Annotated in this window: 20 protein-coding genes; 11 read left to right on the forward strand and 9 right to left on the reverse strand. The window is 45.1% G+C overall.

Annotated elements, in window-relative coordinates:
• Positions 1-347 precede the first annotated feature (347 nt).
• The gene (locus VCHENC03_RS21415) at positions 348-1511 is read left to right on the forward strand and encodes a threonine/serine exporter family protein (RefSeq protein ID WP_009704734.1); all 1164 of its coding nucleotides are present in this window, start codon (positions 348-350) and stop codon (positions 1509-1511) included.
• On the opposite strand, the gene VCHENC03_RS21410 is transcribed toward VCHENC03_RS21415, so the two are convergent.
• Positions 1508-1774, reverse strand: a complete 267-nt coding sequence (locus tag VCHENC03_RS21410; RefSeq protein ID WP_009704735.1) for an alternative ribosome-rescue factor A — start codon at positions 1772-1774, stop codon at positions 1508-1510. The two genes, VCHENC03_RS21415 and VCHENC03_RS21410, sit on opposite strands and share 4 nt — an antisense overlap.
• Positions 1775-2142: 368 nt before the next feature.
• Here VCHENC03_RS21410 and VCHENC03_RS21405 point away from each other — a divergent pair, with 368 nt between their 5' ends.
• From VCHENC03_RS21405 to VCHENC03_RS21390, 4 genes are all read left to right on the forward strand, one after another.
• Complete coding sequence (locus VCHENC03_RS21405) at positions 2143-2352, forward strand: cold-shock protein (RefSeq protein ID WP_005433440.1); 210 nt, start codon at positions 2143-2145, stop codon at positions 2350-2352.
• A gap of 75 nt (positions 2353-2427) precedes the next feature.
• Positions 2428-2973, forward strand: a complete 546-nt coding sequence (locus VCHENC03_RS21400; RefSeq protein WP_009704736.1) for a YaeQ family protein — start codon at positions 2428-2430, stop codon at positions 2971-2973.
• A complete protein-coding gene (locus VCHENC03_RS21395; RefSeq protein ID WP_009704737.1) occupies positions 2960-3502 on the forward strand; it encodes a hypothetical protein in 543 nt (180 codons plus the stop codon). Before VCHENC03_RS21400 ends, VCHENC03_RS21395 begins: the two co-directional genes overlap by 14 nt.
• Positions 3503-3652: 150 nt before the next feature.
• Positions 3653-4012 carry a glutaredoxin family protein gene (locus VCHENC03_RS21390; protein WP_009704738.1) on the forward strand — a complete coding sequence of 120 codons (360 nt, stop codon included), beginning with the start codon at positions 3653-3655 and terminating at the stop codon, positions 4010-4012.
• 78 nt (positions 4013-4090) lie between these two features.
• On the opposite strand, the gene VCHENC03_RS21385 is transcribed toward VCHENC03_RS21390, so the two are convergent.
• Positions 4091-4714 (reverse strand): OmpA family protein, encoded by a 624-nt coding sequence (locus VCHENC03_RS21385; RefSeq protein WP_032802098.1) that lies wholly within the window; start codon positions 4712-4714, stop codon positions 4091-4093.
• Positions 4715-5085: 371 nt separating this feature from the next.
• Here VCHENC03_RS21385 and VCHENC03_RS21380 point away from each other — a divergent pair, with 371 nt between their 5' ends.
• Both VCHENC03_RS21380 and VCHENC03_RS21375 read left to right on the forward strand, forming a co-directional pair.
• Positions 5086-5718, forward strand: a complete 633-nt coding sequence (locus VCHENC03_RS21380; protein WP_009704740.1) for a thiol:disulfide interchange protein DsbA/DsbL — start codon at positions 5086-5088, stop codon at positions 5716-5718.
• Between the two features lie 14 nt (positions 5719-5732).
• The gene (locus tag VCHENC03_RS21375) at positions 5733-6206 is read left to right on the forward strand and encodes an FKBP-type peptidyl-prolyl cis-trans isomerase (protein WP_009704741.1); all 474 of its coding nucleotides are present in this window, start codon (positions 5733-5735) and stop codon (positions 6204-6206) included.
• Between the two features lie 76 nt (positions 6207-6282).
• On the opposite strand, the gene VCHENC03_RS21370 is transcribed toward VCHENC03_RS21375, so the two are convergent.
• Complete coding sequence (locus VCHENC03_RS21370) at positions 6283-6885, reverse strand: beta-phosphoglucomutase family hydrolase (protein ID WP_032802100.1); 603 nt, start codon at positions 6883-6885, stop codon at positions 6283-6285.
• Between the two features lie 76 nt (positions 6886-6961).
• Between VCHENC03_RS21370 and arfB the strand changes: the two genes are divergently transcribed.
• Both arfB and VCHENC03_RS21365 read left to right on the forward strand, forming a co-directional pair.
• A complete protein-coding gene (gene arfB / locus VCHENC03_RS0125405; protein ID WP_032802102.1) occupies positions 6962-7375 on the forward strand; it encodes an alternative ribosome rescue aminoacyl-tRNA hydrolase ArfB in 414 nt (137 codons plus the stop codon).
• 71 nt (positions 7376-7446) lie between these two features.
• Entirely contained in the window at positions 7447-9216 is a 1770-nt protein-coding gene (locus VCHENC03_RS21365; RefSeq protein WP_009704743.1) for a methyl-accepting chemotaxis protein, read from the forward strand.
• 94 nt (positions 9217-9310) lie between these two features.
• Here the strand turns inward: VCHENC03_RS21365 and vmeZ are convergent, their stop codons facing one another.
• Positions 9311-12463, reverse strand: coding sequence for a multidrug efflux RND transporter permease subunit VmeZ (gene vmeZ, locus VCHENC03_RS21360; protein ID WP_009704744.1), 3153 nt, complete (start codon positions 12461-12463; stop codon positions 9311-9313).
• An 8-nt stretch (positions 12464-12471) separates the two neighbouring features.
• Positions 12472-13599, reverse strand: a complete 1128-nt coding sequence (gene vmeY, locus VCHENC03_RS21355) for a multidrug efflux RND transporter periplasmic adaptor subunit VmeY (protein ID WP_005435881.1) — start codon at positions 13597-13599, stop codon at positions 12472-12474.
• A 350-nt stretch (positions 13600-13949) separates the two neighbouring features.
• Between vmeY and VCHENC03_RS21350 the strand changes: the two genes are divergently transcribed.
• A complete protein-coding gene (locus VCHENC03_RS21350) occupies positions 13950-14408 on the forward strand; it encodes a dCMP deaminase family protein (protein WP_005435882.1) in 459 nt (152 codons plus the stop codon).
• 120 nt (positions 14409-14528) lie between these two features.
• On the opposite strand, the gene pepT is transcribed toward VCHENC03_RS21350, so the two are convergent.
• Positions 14529-15758, reverse strand: coding sequence for a peptidase T (gene pepT, locus VCHENC03_RS21345; protein WP_009704745.1), 1230 nt, complete (start codon positions 15756-15758; stop codon positions 14529-14531).
• A 192-nt stretch (positions 15759-15950) separates the two neighbouring features.
• Positions 15951-16811 (reverse strand): DUF6279 family lipoprotein, encoded by an 861-nt coding sequence (locus VCHENC03_RS21340; RefSeq protein WP_032802103.1) that lies wholly within the window; start codon positions 16809-16811, stop codon positions 15951-15953.
• 263 nt (positions 16812-17074) lie between these two features.
• Between VCHENC03_RS21340 and VCHENC03_RS21335 the strand changes: the two genes are divergently transcribed.
• Positions 17075-17248: a hypothetical protein gene (locus VCHENC03_RS21335; RefSeq protein WP_009704747.1), complete on the forward strand. Its 174-nt coding sequence runs from the start codon at positions 17075-17077 to the stop codon at positions 17246-17248.
• A 58-nt stretch (positions 17249-17306) separates the two neighbouring features.
• Here the strand turns inward: VCHENC03_RS21335 and VCHENC03_RS21330 are convergent, their stop codons facing one another.
• Complete coding sequence (locus tag VCHENC03_RS21330) at positions 17307-17939, reverse strand: response regulator (RefSeq protein WP_009704748.1); 633 nt, start codon at positions 17937-17939, stop codon at positions 17307-17309.
• Complete coding sequence (gene narQ, locus VCHENC03_RS21325) at positions 17926-19662, reverse strand: nitrate/nitrite two-component system sensor histidine kinase NarQ (protein WP_009704749.1); 1737 nt, start codon at positions 19660-19662, stop codon at positions 17926-17928. The genes VCHENC03_RS21330 and narQ overlap by 14 nt, the downstream gene beginning before the upstream one ends.
• Positions 19663-19787: the final 125 nt, after the last annotated feature.

A 19787-nucleotide genomic window follows, 5' to 3' on the forward strand; every position in this document is an offset into this window, starting at 1 on the left:
CCTATCCGAAAGTATTATCTAAGACTTAATTAGAACTAAAGGTATAGCAGAGCTTTTAATGATGGGAAGTGACTCTTATTGATATGAATCTAAATTAGTACCTTTGTGCTGAAAAACGGTACTTTATTACCATAATATTTTATTAATCCATCGCGAATTATTATGAAATTTATATGGATAAAAGTGCGATAAATACATTCTGCTTTCTTAGGTTTTATCGTTGCGCGTAAAAACACCTGACACAGCCCACAAAATCACATAAAAAAAGTAATGATTATTCGCTCGATAAGAATCACTTTGTTAACTTACGCGCAATTTTTTTGTGACCCGAAATTTTCGCTTTCGCCATGCCTTCTCAATATAGAATTAACAAAATCGTCGAAATTGGCGATACGCTGCATCGTAGTGGCTGTGCGCCTTACAAAGTAGAAAAATACACTCAACACTACGCGCAAAAACATGGCGTGGATGTGATGATTCAAGCTACACCTACCGCGATCAACTATCAGTTTCCTGATGACAACAACGCCGTCGTGCTCAAGCGACTCAAGCCGGCATCAATTAACCTCAGCTTGCTCGCGAATACCATCATCCGTATCAACCAACCGAGTAGCGAACCCGTTCCAGAACCTGCAGGATACCCTTCGTGGGTTATCGCGTTGGCAAACATGGGCATTCCACCCGCATACTTGATGTTGGTTGGCAGCACCTTAGAGGCGGTCGGCTTTGCTTTTATTCTCGGTTTTATGGTCTGGGGATGTCAGCAAGTTTGCCGGGCGAGACGCGCAATTGCGGTTGAGTTTATCGCTGCGTTGTTCACCGGCATTATTGTCGCTTATCTATCTAGCACTGGACTTCCGATCCCTGTTTGGGCGCTATGTATCGCGACGATTGTCTTATTCGTGCCCGGCCTCTCCATCGCTAACTCACTCGAATGTTTGGCGTTTAATGATTTGGTGTCTGGTACCAGTTTACTAGGACAATGCGCTCTCACACTGATCAAACTGTTTGTTGGTATCACGATGGGGCTGAACATTGGCGAAGCGATTTGGGGACAAGCTCAGTCTATTGCTTACACCAATGAAATCCCGATTTGGATGCACATTAGTGGCTTGTTCTTAATTTCAGCATGTCTTGGTGTGATTTTTAACGCTCGCCCTATCGATATACTGCTTGGGTTGCCTGTCGCGATGCTGGGGATGTGGGGGCCATTCTATCTCGGCTTCGAAAGTGGCTGGGTAGTTGGAACTTGGGTAACGACCGTTCTGATTACACTTTACGGCACATGGATTGCGAAAAAGATGGAGCTGACGGGTTCTATCTACATTGTTCAGGGCATCATTATTCTGGTTCCAGGCAGTCGCGTCTTGGTCAGTGCAAGTCAGTCGGTATTTGAACAATCGATCCTTCCGATTCCGAGTATTGGTCTCTCAGCACTGTTTATGTTCTCTGCCATCGTTGCAGGGCAAATTACAGCCTACTCGATTTACTCGCCAAAAATAGAACGCTAGAACACCGCTTCACCATTACTTTCAGACAAGAAAAAAGCCCTATTCAAAATCCACTTTAGTGAGAACTTTGAATAGGGCTCTTTGCCTCTATGCTTCGCTTTCCGGTTGAAGCTGCCTTTGCCTTTTTTGGCTTTCACAACTCGCGTTCTAAACAGTTGACTGGTGACGACCGCTTTAAGTGCGTTGTCTTTGATTTCCCCTCTGCCAAACTCGGTATCTTGATTCAATTCATTTGGCTGAGGATTGAGTTTTTTCTTTCCCATAGATCCTCCGTAATGGTCGAACCAGATTGGACAATAATTAGATAAAATAGTCAAATTTGTAGAATTATTTTCATTTTATTCTTCAAAAACTTCACATCAACGTCATTTATTTGAAATTTCATCAAAAAAACACTGTATAAAAAGTGACTAGATACAAATATTTGCCTTTGATAGAGCAATAAATGTTGACTATACCCGTAATTAACCTAGACTCGAACACGGCTAGAAAGAAAGTTCTTTGTTTTCACATTTCGTTGGATTACTCGTAATTCCCCCGTCCTGTGGTACGCAATAGCAATTTATTTTTCCACGCTATAAGCGCCGATTAGGCGAAGATTTACATAAAATTAGATATTTAGGAAATAAACATGTCTAACAAAGCTACTGGTACAGTTAAGTGGTTCAACGAAACTAAAGGCTTCGGCTTCATCCAACAAGAAAACGGTCCTGACGTTTTCGCACACTTCTCTGCAATCCAAGGTGACGGCTTCCGTACTCTTGTTGAAGGCCAGAAAGTAGAATTCGAAATCACTCAAGGTCAAAAAGGTCCACAAGCTGAGAAAATCACTCTAGTTTAATCCTTTTAAGATTTTGATATGGTAGCCAGCTTTTTAGCTGGCTATTTTTTTGCCCTCAAATTATTGATCACTCTTATGGCTCTTAAACCGACGATATACAAGTTTCGTATCGCGATCTCCGATATGAACAACGATTACTACGATTCAAAAAACCTGACCATTGCCCTACACCCTTCAGAAAAACCACAACGCATGTTAGCGCGCATTTTGGCTTACTGTTTGAATGCCCAAAAAGAACTTGAGTTTACTAAGGGCCTTTCTACGACAGAAGAACCGGACTTGTGGCGCGTTGAAGATGACCAATCCATTACACATTGGATTGAAATCGGTGAGCCAGAACCAGACCGCATCAAGAAAGCATCACGCCTTGCTAAGCATGTGAAGGTGTACACGTACAACACGAAAGCATCGGTTTGGTGGGATAAAATGGCAGGCAAATTTGGCATGCTTCCAGTGGATGTGGCAAGTCTAGATTACGACGCTATCGACTTGATTTCACAGCACCTTGACCGCGGCACTAGTCTATCTGTTATGATTACCGGCACCTCTATTTTCGTTGATATTAACGAACAACACGTCGAAGTGACGGTGAAGGAATTGCAAAGTAATGACGCCTCTTAATGAACAGATCCAACAAATGGGGTTCACAAACATTCCCTTCGTTAACGAGCACAAAGCAGCAAGGCGACGTTGGACAAAGGAACAAGCCCCATTGTTCATTAGAGTATGTGAAAATAAGCCTGAGACAGCCCCTGCGCTGCATCTACTTGGGCTTTTAACCAAATCTCACATCGAAGCCAGTGCTCTCTATGAGCAGCACGCCACGTCGACTCATCATATGCAGCAAGTCTTGAGTGACACGCTAGGTGATGAGCACGCAGAAAAGTTCACTAATCAGTCCGCTGAAGACCTCGTTCTAGTGACACATTTGTGGTTGTATACTCAAGGTTATCTCAACATGGACTTTAGCCTTGCGCACGACCATGCTGAGCAAACGCAAAACATTCTGCAACACGAGTTAGTGATCAAACGTATGGATCTCGATGCTTTCCGTACCGACTTAATGCAGAGTTTTTACCTCGGTAAAGAAGCAAACCCAGCAAAAGCTAGCGGGCTAATTAGCTGGATAAAGCGCCTGTTTTCCTCATAAAAAACATGGTTTTGTCAAAACCAAACACCTGATAGACTACTTCCTTTCATGCAACGGCTTGCTTTGGTTGTTTGTTACACATGGCCTGTTATTTATAGCTCGTTGCATGACATTCAAGGACACTCATCCACTGAACATCAAGGGATCATTATGAAGTTTATCCGTTGGATTTTGGGAAAAATCATCTTACTTCTCAATGCTGTATTCTCTCCTCGTGGCGTTAAACGCTCAGCAGAGGCACAAAAAAGCGTTGATGACAAAGCGAAGAACTACGCGCTATACCAATTTGAAGCTTGTCCTTTCTGCGTAAAAGTTCGCCGTGCTATGAAGCGTCAATCCGTAAACATTGAATTACGTGATGCGAAAAACGACCCAGTACATCGTGAAGCACTTGAGCAAGGTGGCGGTCGCGTGAAAGTACCTTGTCTTCGCATTGAAAAAGATGGCGAAACGCAGTGGCTTTACGAATCTTCAGACATTGTCACTTACATTGAAAAAGAATTTGCCTAGTTCCCCCTAAGAACATTGGCGGATGTAAAAGAGGCACCATACGGTGCCTCTTTTCTTTTGTTTCAATTCAATGGGAATTTACTGATCGACAATCAACATCAATTCCACGCGGCGATTGCACGCCTTACCACTTGCCGTTGCATTGCTGCATTGGGGTACATACTCACCAAAACCACGTGAGAAGACTCGTTGGCGCGGCAAGCTTGTCGCTAACAATTGCTTTTCAACTTCGCGAGCACGTTTTTCTGATAGAGAATCGTTAAAGGTTGCTGCACCTGTGCTGTCAGCATGGCCATCAATGACCACATCAACGTCTGTTCGTCCGGCAAGGTAATGCCCAAGATTACGTAGCCAATCTTCTGACTGTGATGATAATCTCGCAGATCCAGTTTGGAAGTGTACCTGTTCTTTCAAACGCACCATAAGGTGGTCGCCACTGATGGTTTCGTGGGCGATTTGATGCCTATTTAAAAACATCTCCAGTGACGTCACGCCCTGTGACTTTTTTCCCATTGTACTCGGTGCTTGAGCCACATAGCGAGGTGTTGATGCGTAAGACTTCGCATAACCCCACTCTGGGTGTCTGAGTTCCGAGTTAGTTCGAGGAGCGGTATCCAACATATTACCGCCCGGAACCATATCTGAATTAATGCTGCCACATCCAGCTAAAAGGCCGCATGCCACTAAAAACCAATGCTTCATACCGTTACCAACGTAGAATGAATTCCTGTTCACTGTGTCGGCTCAAATCGTCCAAACTTTAGTGCTTTTTACATTTCATCCCATTTACCAAGCACCTATCGTGCCAAAGTTCTGACTTCACTTCTCATTTGTCTAACCTCATCAATGGTGATGGGCTGGATACAAATATTGCACTTATCAAGAGTGAGCTTTGTAACGGTCGAAATCTTCGATTTTTCAAGCATTGAAGCCTTTAATTGACTCGTCATAGCCATGTTTTGTCTAAACTTTCTCCGATTGTCTCACTTTAGTGTAACAAGCCGTATTAATGGTTTTCGTCGATACCGTTAACCGATAAACTAGCAACAATTTTACTATTTAGAGCCTGACCCATGTTTAAAACTATTTCTAAAGGCGCTGCACTTTTTGCGGCAGTGTTTGCCCTTACAGCTTGTGATAACGGCAATAGTCAGCCACAACAAGGCAAGCAGTACGAAGAGCTGCCTGTTTCTCTTGCTGAATACAACCTAGCGCCAGTTACTGAAGTTTTCTCTCTAACTTGCGGACACTGTCGTACGATGGAACAGTTCGTTCCCCAGATTGAATCGTTGACAGAACAAAAAGTTGAGAAGATGCACGTTACCTTTAACGAGAGTGCACAGATCAGCGCGATCATCTTCTACACAGCAGCAATGCAAGTTAACGGCACACCAGACAAAGCATTTATGGAAGAGCTGTTTGCGGCAGTTCAAATGGGGGCAGATGCAACAGCAGACGAGCGCCAAGCGGCAGTTGAGAAAGCATTTGAGTCTCGCAACCTAGTAAGCCCATACCAACTAGACGACGCGCAACAAGCAAAACTGTTTGAATACATCACCAAAGCAGAAGAGATCACAACTCGTGGTCAAATTAACTCAGTTCCAGCGTTTATCGTAAACGGTAAATACCAAGTGATCACTGGTGGTCACGAAACCGTTGAAGCTATGGCTGACACCATCAACTATCTGCTAAAACAACCAAAATAAGACAAGGAGCTACTGTGTCTAAATTTCTGTTTCCTCTTATTATTTTCGTCCTAGCGGCATTCTTTATCTACCGCACTTGGACCAACCACAAAGTGGCTGACGAGAACTTTGCTAAAGGCCAAGAATTCCTGCTTGAGAACAGCAAGAAAGAAGGTGTAATTACCACAGAAAGTGGCCTGCAATACCTAGTACTTGAACAAGGTACTGGTGATGTTCACCCGACCGCAACGAGCAAAGTGAAGGTGCACTACCACGGCACACTGATCGACGGCACGGTTTTCGATAGCTCTGTAGAGCGCGGCGAGCCAATCACATTCGGCCTAAACCAAGTGATTAAAGGCTGGCAAGAAGGTCTGCAATACATGGTTGTGGGTGAGAAAATCCGCCTGTTCGTACCAAGCACACTTGGTTATGGTAAAAACGGTACGGGCCCTATCCCACCAGCAAGTGTACTGATCTTTGATGTGGAACTATTGGACATCCAATAATCCTCAACAAGAACAAAAAAACGCCGCATTGATTGCGGCGTTTTTTATTGGGAGAGCTCTTCTGAGCAATGGCGAGTTAAGCCTTTGGATAAAAGACTAACTTATCCCCTTCGACCATTACACAATCCATACCTGCAGCGTGAGCGGCTTTCTTGCCTAACTCGGTATCTTCAAATACCACACAGTCTTGTGCGTTTAAACCAAGTTGTTCTGCGGCCATAAGGAATGTATCTGGGAAAGGTTTGTGGTTTTCGACGTCCGTCGCTGTGACGACAGCATTTAGCTTCTTCAAGATGCCTGCTTTCGCCAATAGACGCAGTGCACTGTCTCGTTGGCTACCAGTACCAACTGCGATCTTCTTATTACCTAGATGTTCATCCAATACGATGTTAGTACACGAGATGATTTCTCCGTGTTGTTCCATCTCTGCAAACGTGTCCATTTTGAAACGAGATACGGTTTTAGGGTCGAGAGACAAACCGTGTTGACGGTTCACTTCGCCAACGATTTTGAAGCTTGGCATGCCACCTAAACTGTGCAACCAATCTTGGTTGAAAGGGAAATCGAAACGGTCTGCCGTCGCTTGCCACGCTGCTAGATGCGCTGGCATAGTGTCGATTAAGGTGCCGTCCATATCGAAAATCAACCCTTTATAGGGGCTTAAATCTATCGTATTCATGTCAATTCTTCTATTTGTACATCTCTGATGGTAATTTATCAGCCATTACAACATTCCTTATTGGCATTTAGTAAACATGCTCAAAATTTCGAACTCCGTCACAATTCAAGATTGGGAAATCCAATTATCTCCCATCAGGGCTCAAGGAAGTGGTGGGCAAAACGTTAATAAGGTATCGTCCGCGATACATTTGCGCTTTGACGTACGTCATTCCACGCTGCCGGAATTCTATAAAGAGCGATTACTTGCCCTTTCTGACAGCCGAATATCCAAAGATGGCGTAATCATCATCAAAGCACAACAGTTTCGGACGCAAGAGCAGAACAAAGAAGACGCACTAAATCGATTACAAGCGTTAATACAATCTGCAAGCCGGCAAGAAAAGAAGCGTATTAAAACCAAACCAACTCGCGCTTCGCAACGTCGCAGACTTGATAGCAAAAACAAGCAAGCGACAAAAAAACAGCAACGCCAAAGAGTGCTGTACTAACAAACGTCAGAGCTAGCCATTGGGAACCTTTTTGGGCTCCTTACTTTAGTCAACTATTCAGGACAAACTTTATGACTATTAGGCACAAGCTCTACTCCTTAGGAGTGATCGCCATTCTGGGCATTATGGCCCTGCTGGGTACCTCGTCACACTTCGCTAACCAAAGCCAAGAGCTCGGTCATGCTGTTAAGCTCGTTGGTGATTTAGAGATTCGTCTCCTTAACTTACGCCGTAATGAAAAAGACTTCTTACTGCGTAGTAACATCAAGTACCTTGATAAGTTCGATGATAACGTCGATAAATTCTTGGTGATTGAACAAGAATTGGCTGGCATCCTTAACCGTTATGACCTCCCTTCTAGCCACCAATTCAAGCAAGACTTATTGGCCTATCAAAAAGGTTTCCAGACTTTAGTTTCTGCTTACGGACGTTACGGTCTAGATGCGGAAAGCGGCTTATGGGCGACTTTTGAGCGAGAGCTTTATGCTGCAGAGCAAAATGCTGATCATCAACAAGTCATGGCTCTGACTAAATTCTCAGAGCTTGTTAAAGCTGGTGAAATGGACGAAAGCCTTCTACAAGGCCTATACGTACCTGCTTTGATTGAAAGTGCGCGTCAGCTTGCTGCGCAAAAGCAAACTATCGGTGTGGCTTACAATAAAGGTTTATTGGGTGATACTCGTGCTCTATCACACGCGGTAGAACAGCAGTTCAAAACCTTTTCATCTGACCTGAGCGACGCAGCACAAGCTCGTGATAGCCAAAACAATTTGGTGAAACAAGTCATCACAGCGGTGGTGCTCGTCATCATCTTTGCCTTGATCTTCCAAATCTCACGTTCGATCAATACTCGCGTTAGCAGCTTGCTTACCACTATTAAAAACATTAGTGAAAGCAATAACATGGGCCTACGCTCTGAACTCGCGGGGAAAGATGAACTGGCAGACATCAGCCATCACTTAAACGATCTGTTAGACAAACTTGAGCACCTTATCCACGGAACACAAGAGAAGTCAGCGCAACTATCGGCAAGTACAGACAACATGCACCGTGAGCTGGAAGGCGTAATGGAACAATTCCATGCCCAAGCCGATCATACTTCGTCAATGGCAACAGCCGTTCAGCAAATGGTCGCAACCATTGGTGAAATCTCTGAAAGCACTTCAGTAGCAGTTGAAGGCGTTCACCAAGCAGCAAACAATGCAGAACAAGGCCGTACTGTTGTCGAGACGACAGTTTCGAATGTCGGCCAGTTGACTGGTATTCTTTCAAACAGTCAGCAGTCCATTGGCTCTCTCAACGAGCACGTGGCGAAGATTGGCGGCGCAGTAAATATCATCCAAGATATCGCTGAACAAACTAACCTACTCGCACTTAACGCAGCGATTGAAGCAGCACGTGCCGGAGAACAAGGTCGCGGCTTTGCTGTTGTGGCCGATGAAGTACGTGCACTGGCAAGTCGTACTCATCAATCGACTGAGGAAATCACCCGCGTGGTGTCTGATATTCAATCGCAGATGTCGATGGTCGTATCTGATATCGACCAATGTAACGATCAGGGTCAGCAAACTCTCCACGCTTCAGAGAAGCTCGATTCTAGCTTGCAACAAATCATCGCAGACATGCACGCAATTCAGGGCAACTCCGAGCGCATCGCCTCTGCCATCGAAGAGCAAGGCATCGTAATGAATCAGGTGAGCGATTCGATTACTGAGTTAAACGTGATTTCAGAGAACAACATGCAATCAGCGCAAGAATGTTTGCATGAGGTGAACTCGGTTTCAGCTCAGGCCCATGAAATGGATGATGCTGTCGCTGAATTCAAAACACGCAGCGTGTAACCAACTATCCCTCATAATCATTATTGATTAAACAAATAAAAAGCCCGAAGCACTCTCATGCCTCGGGCTTTTTCTATCTGATGAAACTCAGTGCTTATTCGTCATCAAGAGGAACAAGCTTGGTGCTACCGCCGTGGATCTTCTCACGCTTTCTCTGTACCAGAGCGTAGAAGCCTGGGATCAGGAAGGTACCCGCTAGAAGTACACACAACAGACCACCGATTAGGGAAATACCCAACGAGTTCTGACTCACGTGCCCCGCACCGGCTGCGAAGATCAGTGGGAAGATACCCAAGATGAACGACCAAGAAGTCATGTTCACCGCACGGAAACGAAGCTTACCACCTTCTACTGCCGCATTATCAATATCCACATCTTTCTCTTCACGCTCTTGTTTGGCGAATTCCACAATCAGGATTGCGTTCTTCGCCGCGAGCGCTATGAGCAAGACGAGACCTATCTGAGCGTACAAGTTAAGTGGCGTTCCGGTTAGGTTCAACGCAAGGAAAGAACCTAACGTTGCCACAGGTACCACAAGGATGATCGCCAGAGGGATACTCCAACTCTCGTACTGAGCTACCATGAACAAGTAGATAAAGATCAATGCCAACGCAAACGCGTAGATTGCTTGGTTGCCTGCCAATACTTCTTGGTAAGCCATACCCGTCCATTCATAAGTGTAACCTTGCGGCAGCACTTCAGCTGCGACACGCTCCATCGCTGCGATCGCATCACCACTTGAATAACCCGGAGCTGGTTGACCTTGAATGATCGCACTGCGGTACATGTTGTAACGCCACGCTACATCTGGCTCGAACACCTGCTCGTAGCTTACTAGCGTACTCAGCGGCACCATATCACCACTTGAAGAACGAACGTGGAAACGCTCCAGATCGTCCATGCTGCTACGGTGCTCACTATCTGCTTGCATGGTTACACGGAAGTTCTTACCAAACATGGTGAAGTCGTTCACGTACAACGAACCAAGGTTACCTTGTAGTGTTTGGAAAATTGACGACAGTGGAATACCCAACTGCTGTGCTTTTTCACGGTCAATATCCACATAGTAATGCGGTACATTTGCACGGAAAGTACTGAAGGTATAAGCGATTTCTGGTGCTTGGTTAGCCGCCTGAATCATCTCACCCATTACCATCGACAAATCAGTACGGCTACGACCTAGCGTGTCTTCCAGTACAAACTCAAAGCCAGACGCTGCGCCCATACCCGGTACTGCAGGAGGCCCCATCGCGAATACCACTGCTTGAGGCAGTTCCATCGCAGCACGACCGTTGATGCGGTTTGCAATTGCGTTAGCAGCGTGTTCACCGTCAAGCGAGTTTCGCGTGTCCCAATCATGCAGTTTGATGAACAGAGACGCACCGTTTGATGCTGCTGCACCCGTCATGAATGAGTAACCATTCGCAACGGTTACGCCATCTACACCCGGCTCTTGTTCAACCATCTTCATCAGTTCATTGGTTACTTCCTCGGTACGAGAAAGCGACGCCGAATCCGGAAGCTGAACGTTCACCAACAAGATGCCTTTATCTTCTTGAGGAACAAACGCCGTTGACGTTGTTTTCGCGAAGAACGTTACTGCCGCAACCGCCACGAAGAAGAAAGCAATCAGCAACATAGACTTCTTAACCAAGAAGCCCGCAATTTGACCGTAACGCGCAGTTACGCGCTCTAGACCACGGTTGAACGCTTGGAACCAGTTTGCTGTGTTGCCGCCACCCTGCTTCAGTACCAACGAACATAGTGCTGGAGACAGCGTTAGTGCGTTAATAGACGAGATAACTACTGAGATACAGATCGTCAATGCGAACTGACGATACATGATGCCGGTAATACCCGGAAGCATGGCTACTGGTAGGAATACCGCCAATAGAACCAAGGTCGAGGTAATGATTGGACCCGTTACTTCTTTCATCGCCAACAAAGTTGCTTTACGCGGTGAAATAGTTGGGTCTTTCGCCATGGTGGTATCCACGTTTTCGATAACCAGAATCGCGTCATCTACCACGATACCGATGGCGAGGATCAAACCGAATAGGGTTACCGTGTTGATGGTAAAGCCCGTCGCCTGCATGATGGCGAATGTACCGATAAGGGATACAGGAATCGCAACAACCGGAATCAAGGTTGCACGCGCACTACCAAGGAACAGGTATGTTACTGCGATTACCAGCAAGATAGCTTCAATCAGCGTTTTTACTACACCCTTGATCGACTCAGCAACGAATACCGTCGTATCGTAACTGGTCTCGTAAGCCATGCCTTCAGGGAAGTTAGTGCTTAAGCGCTCAAGCAAGTCCATAACCGCTTGGCCACTTTCCAGTGCGTTTGCGTCTGACTGTAGTGACAGAGCTACGATTGATGCATCTTGACCACGGAACTTACCGTTACCATCGTAGAACTTCTTACCAAGCTCAACACGAGCCACGTCTTTTAGGTATACCGTAGAACCATCTGGGTTTGCGCGAAGTACTACATCCTCAAACTCGCTCACGCTCTCAAGACGACCTTTGGTCACCAAGTTGAACTGAACTTCTTGAGGGTTGTTGTACGGCGCAGCACCGATACGACCTGCCGCTACCTGTACGTTCTGTTCCGCCAATGCTGAGTAAACGTCGGTTGTCGTGAGATTCAGGTTAGCCATTTTTTCTGGATCTAACCAAACACGCATCGCGTATTCACCACCACCGATAACGTTAACTTCACTGATGCCTTTAACACGCGCCAGTTGGTCTTTTACGTTCAGGTTGATGTAGTTGATAAGGAACTTGTCATCGTACTTACCGTCAGGTGAGTAGAAGTTCAGAACCATCAACAAGTCAGGAGAACGCTTTTTCACCGTTACGCCTACCATGCGCACTTCTTGAGGCAGTTTGGACTCAATCTGTGATACACGGTTTTGCACGTTAACCTGCGCCATGTCTGGGTCAGTGCCTACATCGAAGGTAACGTTTAGGCTGTAAGAACCATCGTTTGCGCTCTTAGACGACATGTAAATCATGTCTTCTACACCGTTTACGGAGGTTTCTATCGGGTCGGCTATTGCCTGTTCCACAACCTCTGCACTTGCTCCCGTGTAGAATGCGGTCACGCTCACCGATGGCGGGCTGATTTTTGGATATTCAGCAACTGGCAAGATCGCTAAAGAGATGGCACCTGCCAACGTCAATATGATCGAAATAACCAGTGCGAATTTTGGTCTTTGAATAAAGAAACGACTTAACATTGCGCCTCCTACTGCTTGTCTTCAGCAGGAGATTGAATGCGCACTTCTACACCGTTACGTACACGTTGCAGACCCTGTGTAATTACAGTGTCGTCTTGTTCCAAACCTTCATTGATGATGATGCCCTGCTCTACTTGAGGGCCAAGTTTCACGTTGCGACGCTCTGCAACATTGCCTTCAGTCATCACCATTGCGAAATCACCCTCTAGGTCAGTTTGTACCGCACGACGAGGAATCACGATAACGTCTTTCGCGTTTTTATCTCGCAGATTCACTTTAATGTGCTGACCAGGAAGCAGTTGTTGCTCTGGGTTCGGTACCAGTGCACGCATCGCAATCGTACCGGTTTGGGTGTTGATACGGTTGCCCAAGAAGTCTAACTGACCTAGGTGCTCAAAGTACTCACCGTTTTCCAATTCAAGTTGAACTTCTACACCACTCGACTCATCACTGCCGTCACCCTTAATGCGGTCCATACCAAGCGTTAAACGCTCACGTTCACTAACGCTGAATGAAGTATGCACTGGGTCTAAGCTAACAAGCGTTGTCAGAATGCCAGAAGAAGGAGAAAGCAGGTCACCTGTACTTACTTTACTGTCGCTGATGCGGCCACTAAATGGCGCACGAATTTGCGTGTAAGAAAGGTTTACTTCTGCAAGCTTAAGCTGAGCGTTTGCCGCTTCTAACTCGGCACGCGCGCCAAGAAGAGTGGCCGTTAACGCATCAAATTCAGATTGAGAAATACTGCCTCGTGGCAACAAGTTCTTACCTCGTTCGTGGTCAAGTTCCGCTTTCTTCAAGGCAGCTTTAGCTTGAGCCAAGGCCGCTTTTGCACTCGCCACTTGCGCTTCAAAAGAAGAAGGCTCGATGGAGTAAAGCAATTGTCCTTTCTCGACCATTTGACCTTCATCAAAATGGCGAGCTTCAAGATAGCCAGAGACTTGTGCCGTGATATTTGTATCTTCTACTGCTTCAATGCGACCGATGTAAGATTTGCTCGGCTGGTAGTCGATAATTGTGACATCTTGAGTCACAACAAGAGGAGCTTGGCCCCCCTTCTGGGCATTGTTTGCTTCTCCGCATCCTGCGAGGATAGCTGTTGCCGCCATTAATGCGACGAGTGGTTTCTTTTGCATGTATATACCGTCTTTATAGAACAGGATTCGTTTGACAATACCCTAACCTTACAGGGTGCTTTGTCCGAAAACTTTAAAGGAAACCGGGGAAAGTGTATCAAAGTGTAAGCCAATGAAACGACTCGCAAACATCGTAATTAGCAGGCTATATTTGTTGCGATCCTGTACTCGAATCGCAATGAAAGTCGTGTAAATGTTGTGGGTTAGAGAACGGAGATTATTTGCACAATGATAGGCCGATAACCTAGTAAAACGAAAACTTCGTAAGCGCAGCGTATGATTTGACTATTTTTTTAAACAAAATGCGTTATCATGCAAGTAATTCAAAGCTTTCGACCGAGAGGATTAGTATGATTTCTAAATGGGAGAAACGTTTTTACCAAATGGCTGAGCTTGTGGCGTCTTGGAGTAAAGATCCATCAACACAAGTTGGCGCGGTAATCACTAAAAACAACCGCATTGTCTCTGTTGGCTTTAACGGCTACCCACACGGTGTTTCCGACAGTGTGGATACGGATGAACGTGAACTGAAGTATCTAAAAACGTTGCACGCTGAAGAGAACGCGATTTTGTTCTCTAAACGCGATTTAGACGGTTGTGATATTTGGGTTACCCACTTCCCTTGCCCGAACTGCGCTGCGAAAATCATTCAAACAGGTATTGCACGCGTAAGTTGCCCTGAACAATCTGAAGATTTCTTATCTCGTTGGGGCGACAAGATTCAAGTGAGCCAAGACATGTTCGACCAAGCAGGTGTGGAAGTAAACTGGCTACCAATCAGCGAAATCGAAGAGAAAAGCGTTCGCTAAGTTATCACTGAGCTTTTGTTTGAGCACTCAGGCAACCCTAATCGAAAAAACAAATGAAAAAGCCCAGACACGCGTCTGGGCTTTTGTTTGTCTAAATGGTTAGGTCAACCAGCCGTATGATTAACCGTGTTTCTTCGCCGTTAGTTCTGCAATTTTGACGATCACTTGTACCGACTTCTCCATCATCTCCACTGAAATAAACTCATGGATACCGTGGAAGTTGTAACCCCCCGTGAAGATGTTTGGACAAGGCAAGCCCATGAACGACAAACGCGCACCATCTGTACCACCGCGAATTGGCTTAATCAGAGGTTCAACATCGCACGCTTCCATCGCTTGCTTCGCCAAGTCGATAATGTGAGGATATGGTTCAACCATTTCACGCATGTTGTAATAGCTGTCTGTTAACTTCAACTCAACCGAACCGTGTTTCAAGCCTGCGTTCATGTCATCAACGAGCTTCTGCATAAAGGCTTTGCGATTTTCCAGACCTTCACGGTCGAAGTCACGGATGATGTAACCTAGCTCACTGCGAGCGACACCAAGTTCACCAGATTTTAGGTGGAAGAAGCCTTCATAGCCTTCTGTGGTTTCTGGCGTTTGATCTTCTGGCATCTGCACTTGGAATTTAGCCGCCAAGTTCATTGCATTAACCAATTTACCTTTTGCTGTGCCCGGGTGAACGCTCACGCCATGGAAGATAACGTCTGCACTGGTTGCGTTGAAGTTTTCGTATTCCAACTCACCTTGCGGGCCACCATCAATAGTGTAAGCCCACTCAGCACCAAATTTCTCAACATCAAACAAATCAGCACCGCGGCCAATTTCTTCATCGGGAGTAAAACCAATACAGATGTCACCATGTGGGATTTCTGGGTTTTCTATCAACATCGCTACCGCTGAAAGAATCTCTGCAATGCCCGCTTTGTTGTCAGCACCAAGAAGTGTTGTGCCATCTGTGGTAATTAGGTTGTGGCCATGAAGCTCGTGCAAATCTGGATACTGCACTGGAGAAAGCACTTCATCACCTAGACCAAGTGCGATATCGCCACCTTGATAGTCTTCAATAAATTGTGGTTTTACGTTCTTACCTGAAGCATCAGGAGCCGTGTCCATGTGTGCGATAAAACCAATTGCTGGCACATCATAATCAACGTTAGATGGCAGCTTAGCCATTAGGTAGCCATTGTCACTCAAGGTCACATTGCTTAAACCAAGTTCAATCATTTCTTTTTTAAGCTGCTGAGCAAATACAAGTTGCCCGCCGCTGCTTGGGCAAGCTGATTCGTGGGGATTAGATTGAGTATCGAACGTGACGTAGCGAAGAAATCTTTCAACTAAATGCTTCATAATTATTCTCATTGTTTTGAGCGAAGGATGCCACGCACAGGGATGTAAGGTGTGCGAGGATCCTATCCAACATGGTTCGACAAGCCATGTTACGCTCATGCCACAATAAGAATTTGCTTTGAATCAGTTTTTCATCAGAAAGTGCTGACACGCCACATCAGCACTCACATTAAGGGATTGTTTTATCGAGAATTAATTCAATAAGTCTTCAGCAAGTTCACGCCATTCACGGATTTTTCCGTGGAAATGTCGCCACTGTTTATCACTCATTGTTTGAGAAATATCTAGGGTGAATTGATCCGTTAGAGCGATATTATGATCAATATTCTTGGTCAGTTGATCACTATAATAACTTTCCGGTTCAAACAGGAGCTGCATGAATACCTGCTGGTAAACCACGCTATTGTTTTTATTTTCGAAAAGATACTCTAATTCCTGAATTATAGAGGAACGATAATCACGCCATAATGGGCTATTAATTATCACATCTTGAGAAAGCTGTTTGGCACGTGCTTTTTGTTTGCTAGATAATTTACCTAGCCATTCTTCCATCCACTCTTCTGTATTCTCTAAGACAATTTCTCGCAGCTCTTGTTCCGTTTTCCCTGCATATTTTTCATCGCGTTCTTTGTAACGCTCTTTAACGCTATCGACAAACTCCGATTCTTGCTTACTGTCTAACTGCATACTCAACGAGAACAGGTCTGGCGCGGCTTTCGAGACAAGACGTTGGTAATGATCTCGCATTTTATCTCGGTTGGCTTGCAATGACTCTAGTGTCACGTTGTCTTTATTCAGTGACTCTAATTGTTTTAAGTGATCGATATATAAGGGTAATTCCTCTTCTTTATGCCAATCCGCCAATAATAAGATACGTTCTTCCAACAGAGCTTCTTGCTCACCATCTAATGAGACGTAGTCATCCAAATATTCAATCACGACCCAATCAATATTGCTGTATAAGAACTTTTTCGCGCAGCCAGCGAGTACCAGAATAGATATCAAAATACATCCGTATCGAACCGCGTTATTAGATAAACTTTTTAATTTCATCACCGATCCATATTCCCTTTTCCATTGATTAAGTTCTATACTCATTCTTAATCACTTATTATTGCGGCAAACTTTCGTCAGTACGGCAAAGTGACATTGCCACTCATGTAGTATATAGAGTTTGAAATTAACTTTTTTATCACAACTATTCGCAAAAAAGTGAGTTAGTGCGCAATTATCGACCAAAACTTGAACGAAACGGCGTTCCTTATATGGCATATAATTTGCATCAATAACATCAGGATAGTTTATGGAGGCGTAGCATGGCTGCTGCTGAGCAACTTGATACGAGTGTAGAGTACGAGATTCGTTACTTTGAACAGGGGAAAATGCACAGTATGAGAGTCGTCGCGGAAGATAAAAACGCGGCACATCATTACTACTTGGAGTGCGGCAAGCATAACAGTGATTTGTATTCGATTCGCCCAGACAAATAAAAAAACCGCCGATGATAGGCGGTTTTTTTGTGCTTAAGATGTGCTTAGCTTTGGGCGGTTATTTGATCTCGCCAAAACGCTCTAGGTAAAGCACAGTCGCGGCGGTGCGAGAAGGCACTTTGAGCTTTTTCAACAAGCTTTTCATGTGTACTTTCACCGTTGACTCAGAGATAAACAGACGATCTGCAATCTGCTTGTTACGGAAGCCACGCGCGACCTCTTGCAAGATCTGCGTTTCTCGGTCAGTAAGCGTGTCAAACACGTCTTCTTGTCCTTCACGTTCGTTCAGATACTTAGCAACGGCTTGGCTGTATGCCTTGTCACCCTCGTGTGCTTGTTTTAGTAGTTCAACCAACTCATCCGGCTCGGTATCTTTCAACAAGTAACCATCTGCACCACTTCGCACAATCGCTTCGATGTCCGCAGGGCTATCCGATACCGTTAGGATAACGATACGCGCTTCACAACCGTCCGCGCGCAGCGCTTTCAGCGTATCTAGGCCCGACATGCCCTTCATGTTCAGATCAAGAAGTACCAAATCCAGTTCTAGTTCGTGAGCTTTAGCAACCGCATCTGCGCCGCTGCTCGCCTCTGCAACCACTTCAAACTCTGGCTCGAAACTGAGAAGCTGATGAATACCACGTCTCATGAGTGGGTGATCATCCACCAGCATTACTTTACACACTGTCAATGTTTACTTCCTTACTATGTTGGAATTCTAGTCTTACGATACAGCCACTATTCTTCGCTGCCTCTATTCTGAGGTCGGCGTGCAACCTTGCCGCACGCTCTTGCATGATGCTCATACCGTAATGATTTAATTTTTCATCTTGTTGCTCAAAGCCTATACCATCATCGGTGACCGTCACTGTGACTGTCCCTTCAGAATCAAGACATTGAATATCAATATTTTTAGCTTGAGCGTGCTTGATCGCATTAATTGTCGCTTCTCTGATCAACTGTAGTAGATGTACCTGTTGGTGCGCATCTAATTCTGTTGAAGAGAGCTTGTTATTGAGAGAGATTTCAGCCGCCGTTTGATCGTCTAGCGTCGAAACCATCTCTTGAAGTGCCTGACCAAAACTGCCCTCTTTTATCGTTAGACGGAATGTAGTCAGCAATTCACGTAACTGGGTGTAGGCCGCTGAAAGCCCGGTATCTAATTCGGCAATCACTTGATTAGTTTGCGCGATCGCTTTCTCATCAGGGATGTTCTTCACACTGCGTTTTAAGAGCGACACTTGAATCTTCAGATAAGACAAGGCTTGAGCCAATGAATCATGAAGCTCGCGAGCAATGGTGGCACGCTCTTCCATCAGCAATAATTGCTCGGCTTGTCGTTGCGCTCGGTTGTAATATACCGCACGAGATAAGATTTGAACAAAGTTATCAATAAGGGACTCATTTGGGCAAGGTAGCCCTACTTTCCAATGCAAGAAGCCAAGATGCTCGCCATCTAAAGTAAGCGGCTTACTGTGGCATTCACTGTCACACTCATGACGACACTCTTCCCCTTCCGTAAGAATCCAATTTGGTTCCCCAATTTGATCAATTTCGAGCTTAACAGCACGAATTCCTTCCAAACTTGCAATATGTTGTAAAATCGCTTGGAAATTTTCTTGATGAATACGAGAAGCGGTCAACTCTTTTGATGAATCATACAGTACTTGGAGTGTTTGGTTTGCATGTTGAAGCTTGCGAGTTTTCTCATCCACCGCCAGCTCCAACCCACGATATAGCTTCCCTAAATCAGTCGCCATCCGATTGAAAGTTCGAGTTAAAATGCCCATTTCATTGTCACTCGAAACATTCAGTGAAACGTCAAAAGAACGGTTCTGGATCTGCTCACTGGCAAACACTAGCGCGCGTAATGGTCTTACGACTTCTAGCCTCACAAAGTGCACAACAAACATGCTCACGCACAAGATCCCGCCAAGCCCTAATCCACCAATCCACGCTAAGTTAATCAGTTTTTGTTCAGAATAGTTCTGTAGCTTAAACACGAAACCATCAATTTGTTGAACAAAACCAGCCACTAACACCAAATACTGATCTCTGTCTTGGCTCTTTAATACGGTTTTCAGCTCGTGCCAGCGAAGAATCAGTCGATAGTAATCTTTTGTAATATCTTCTGGCACCGACCAATGCTGCAGTGCGAGCATCGAGTGGGAATAAATAGACTGCTCAAATAAATCAATATGTGAAGAATAATCGACAGATTCGCTTTGAATATCATGGGCTAAGCGATAGCTCTGCATTCGCATAGAGCCAGAAACGTTGACGGCCTCTGCATCATTTAAGCTCGACGCAAGAGTGAAAATAGCAAAGCCAGTGGTTGCGACAGAAAGAAGCAAAATCAACATCATGGCAGACGCAATCGTGCGCGTTACTGACTTTTTCACATTTTTAAACAACTCTGAACTCCGCTCATTTGATAACCATGTTTGTCTTTATACAACACGTATTATCTTTCAACTTTATCAATATGTGATCACCTGCGACGGAATTTATTGATCCAAAACAATATTGCGTCCTAATT

The sequence above is a fragment of the Vibrio sp. HENC-03 genome (assembly GCF_000305755.2).
In the GTDB taxonomy this organism is placed as follows: domain Bacteria; phylum Pseudomonadota; class Gammaproteobacteria; order Enterobacterales; family Vibrionaceae; genus Vibrio; species Vibrio owensii.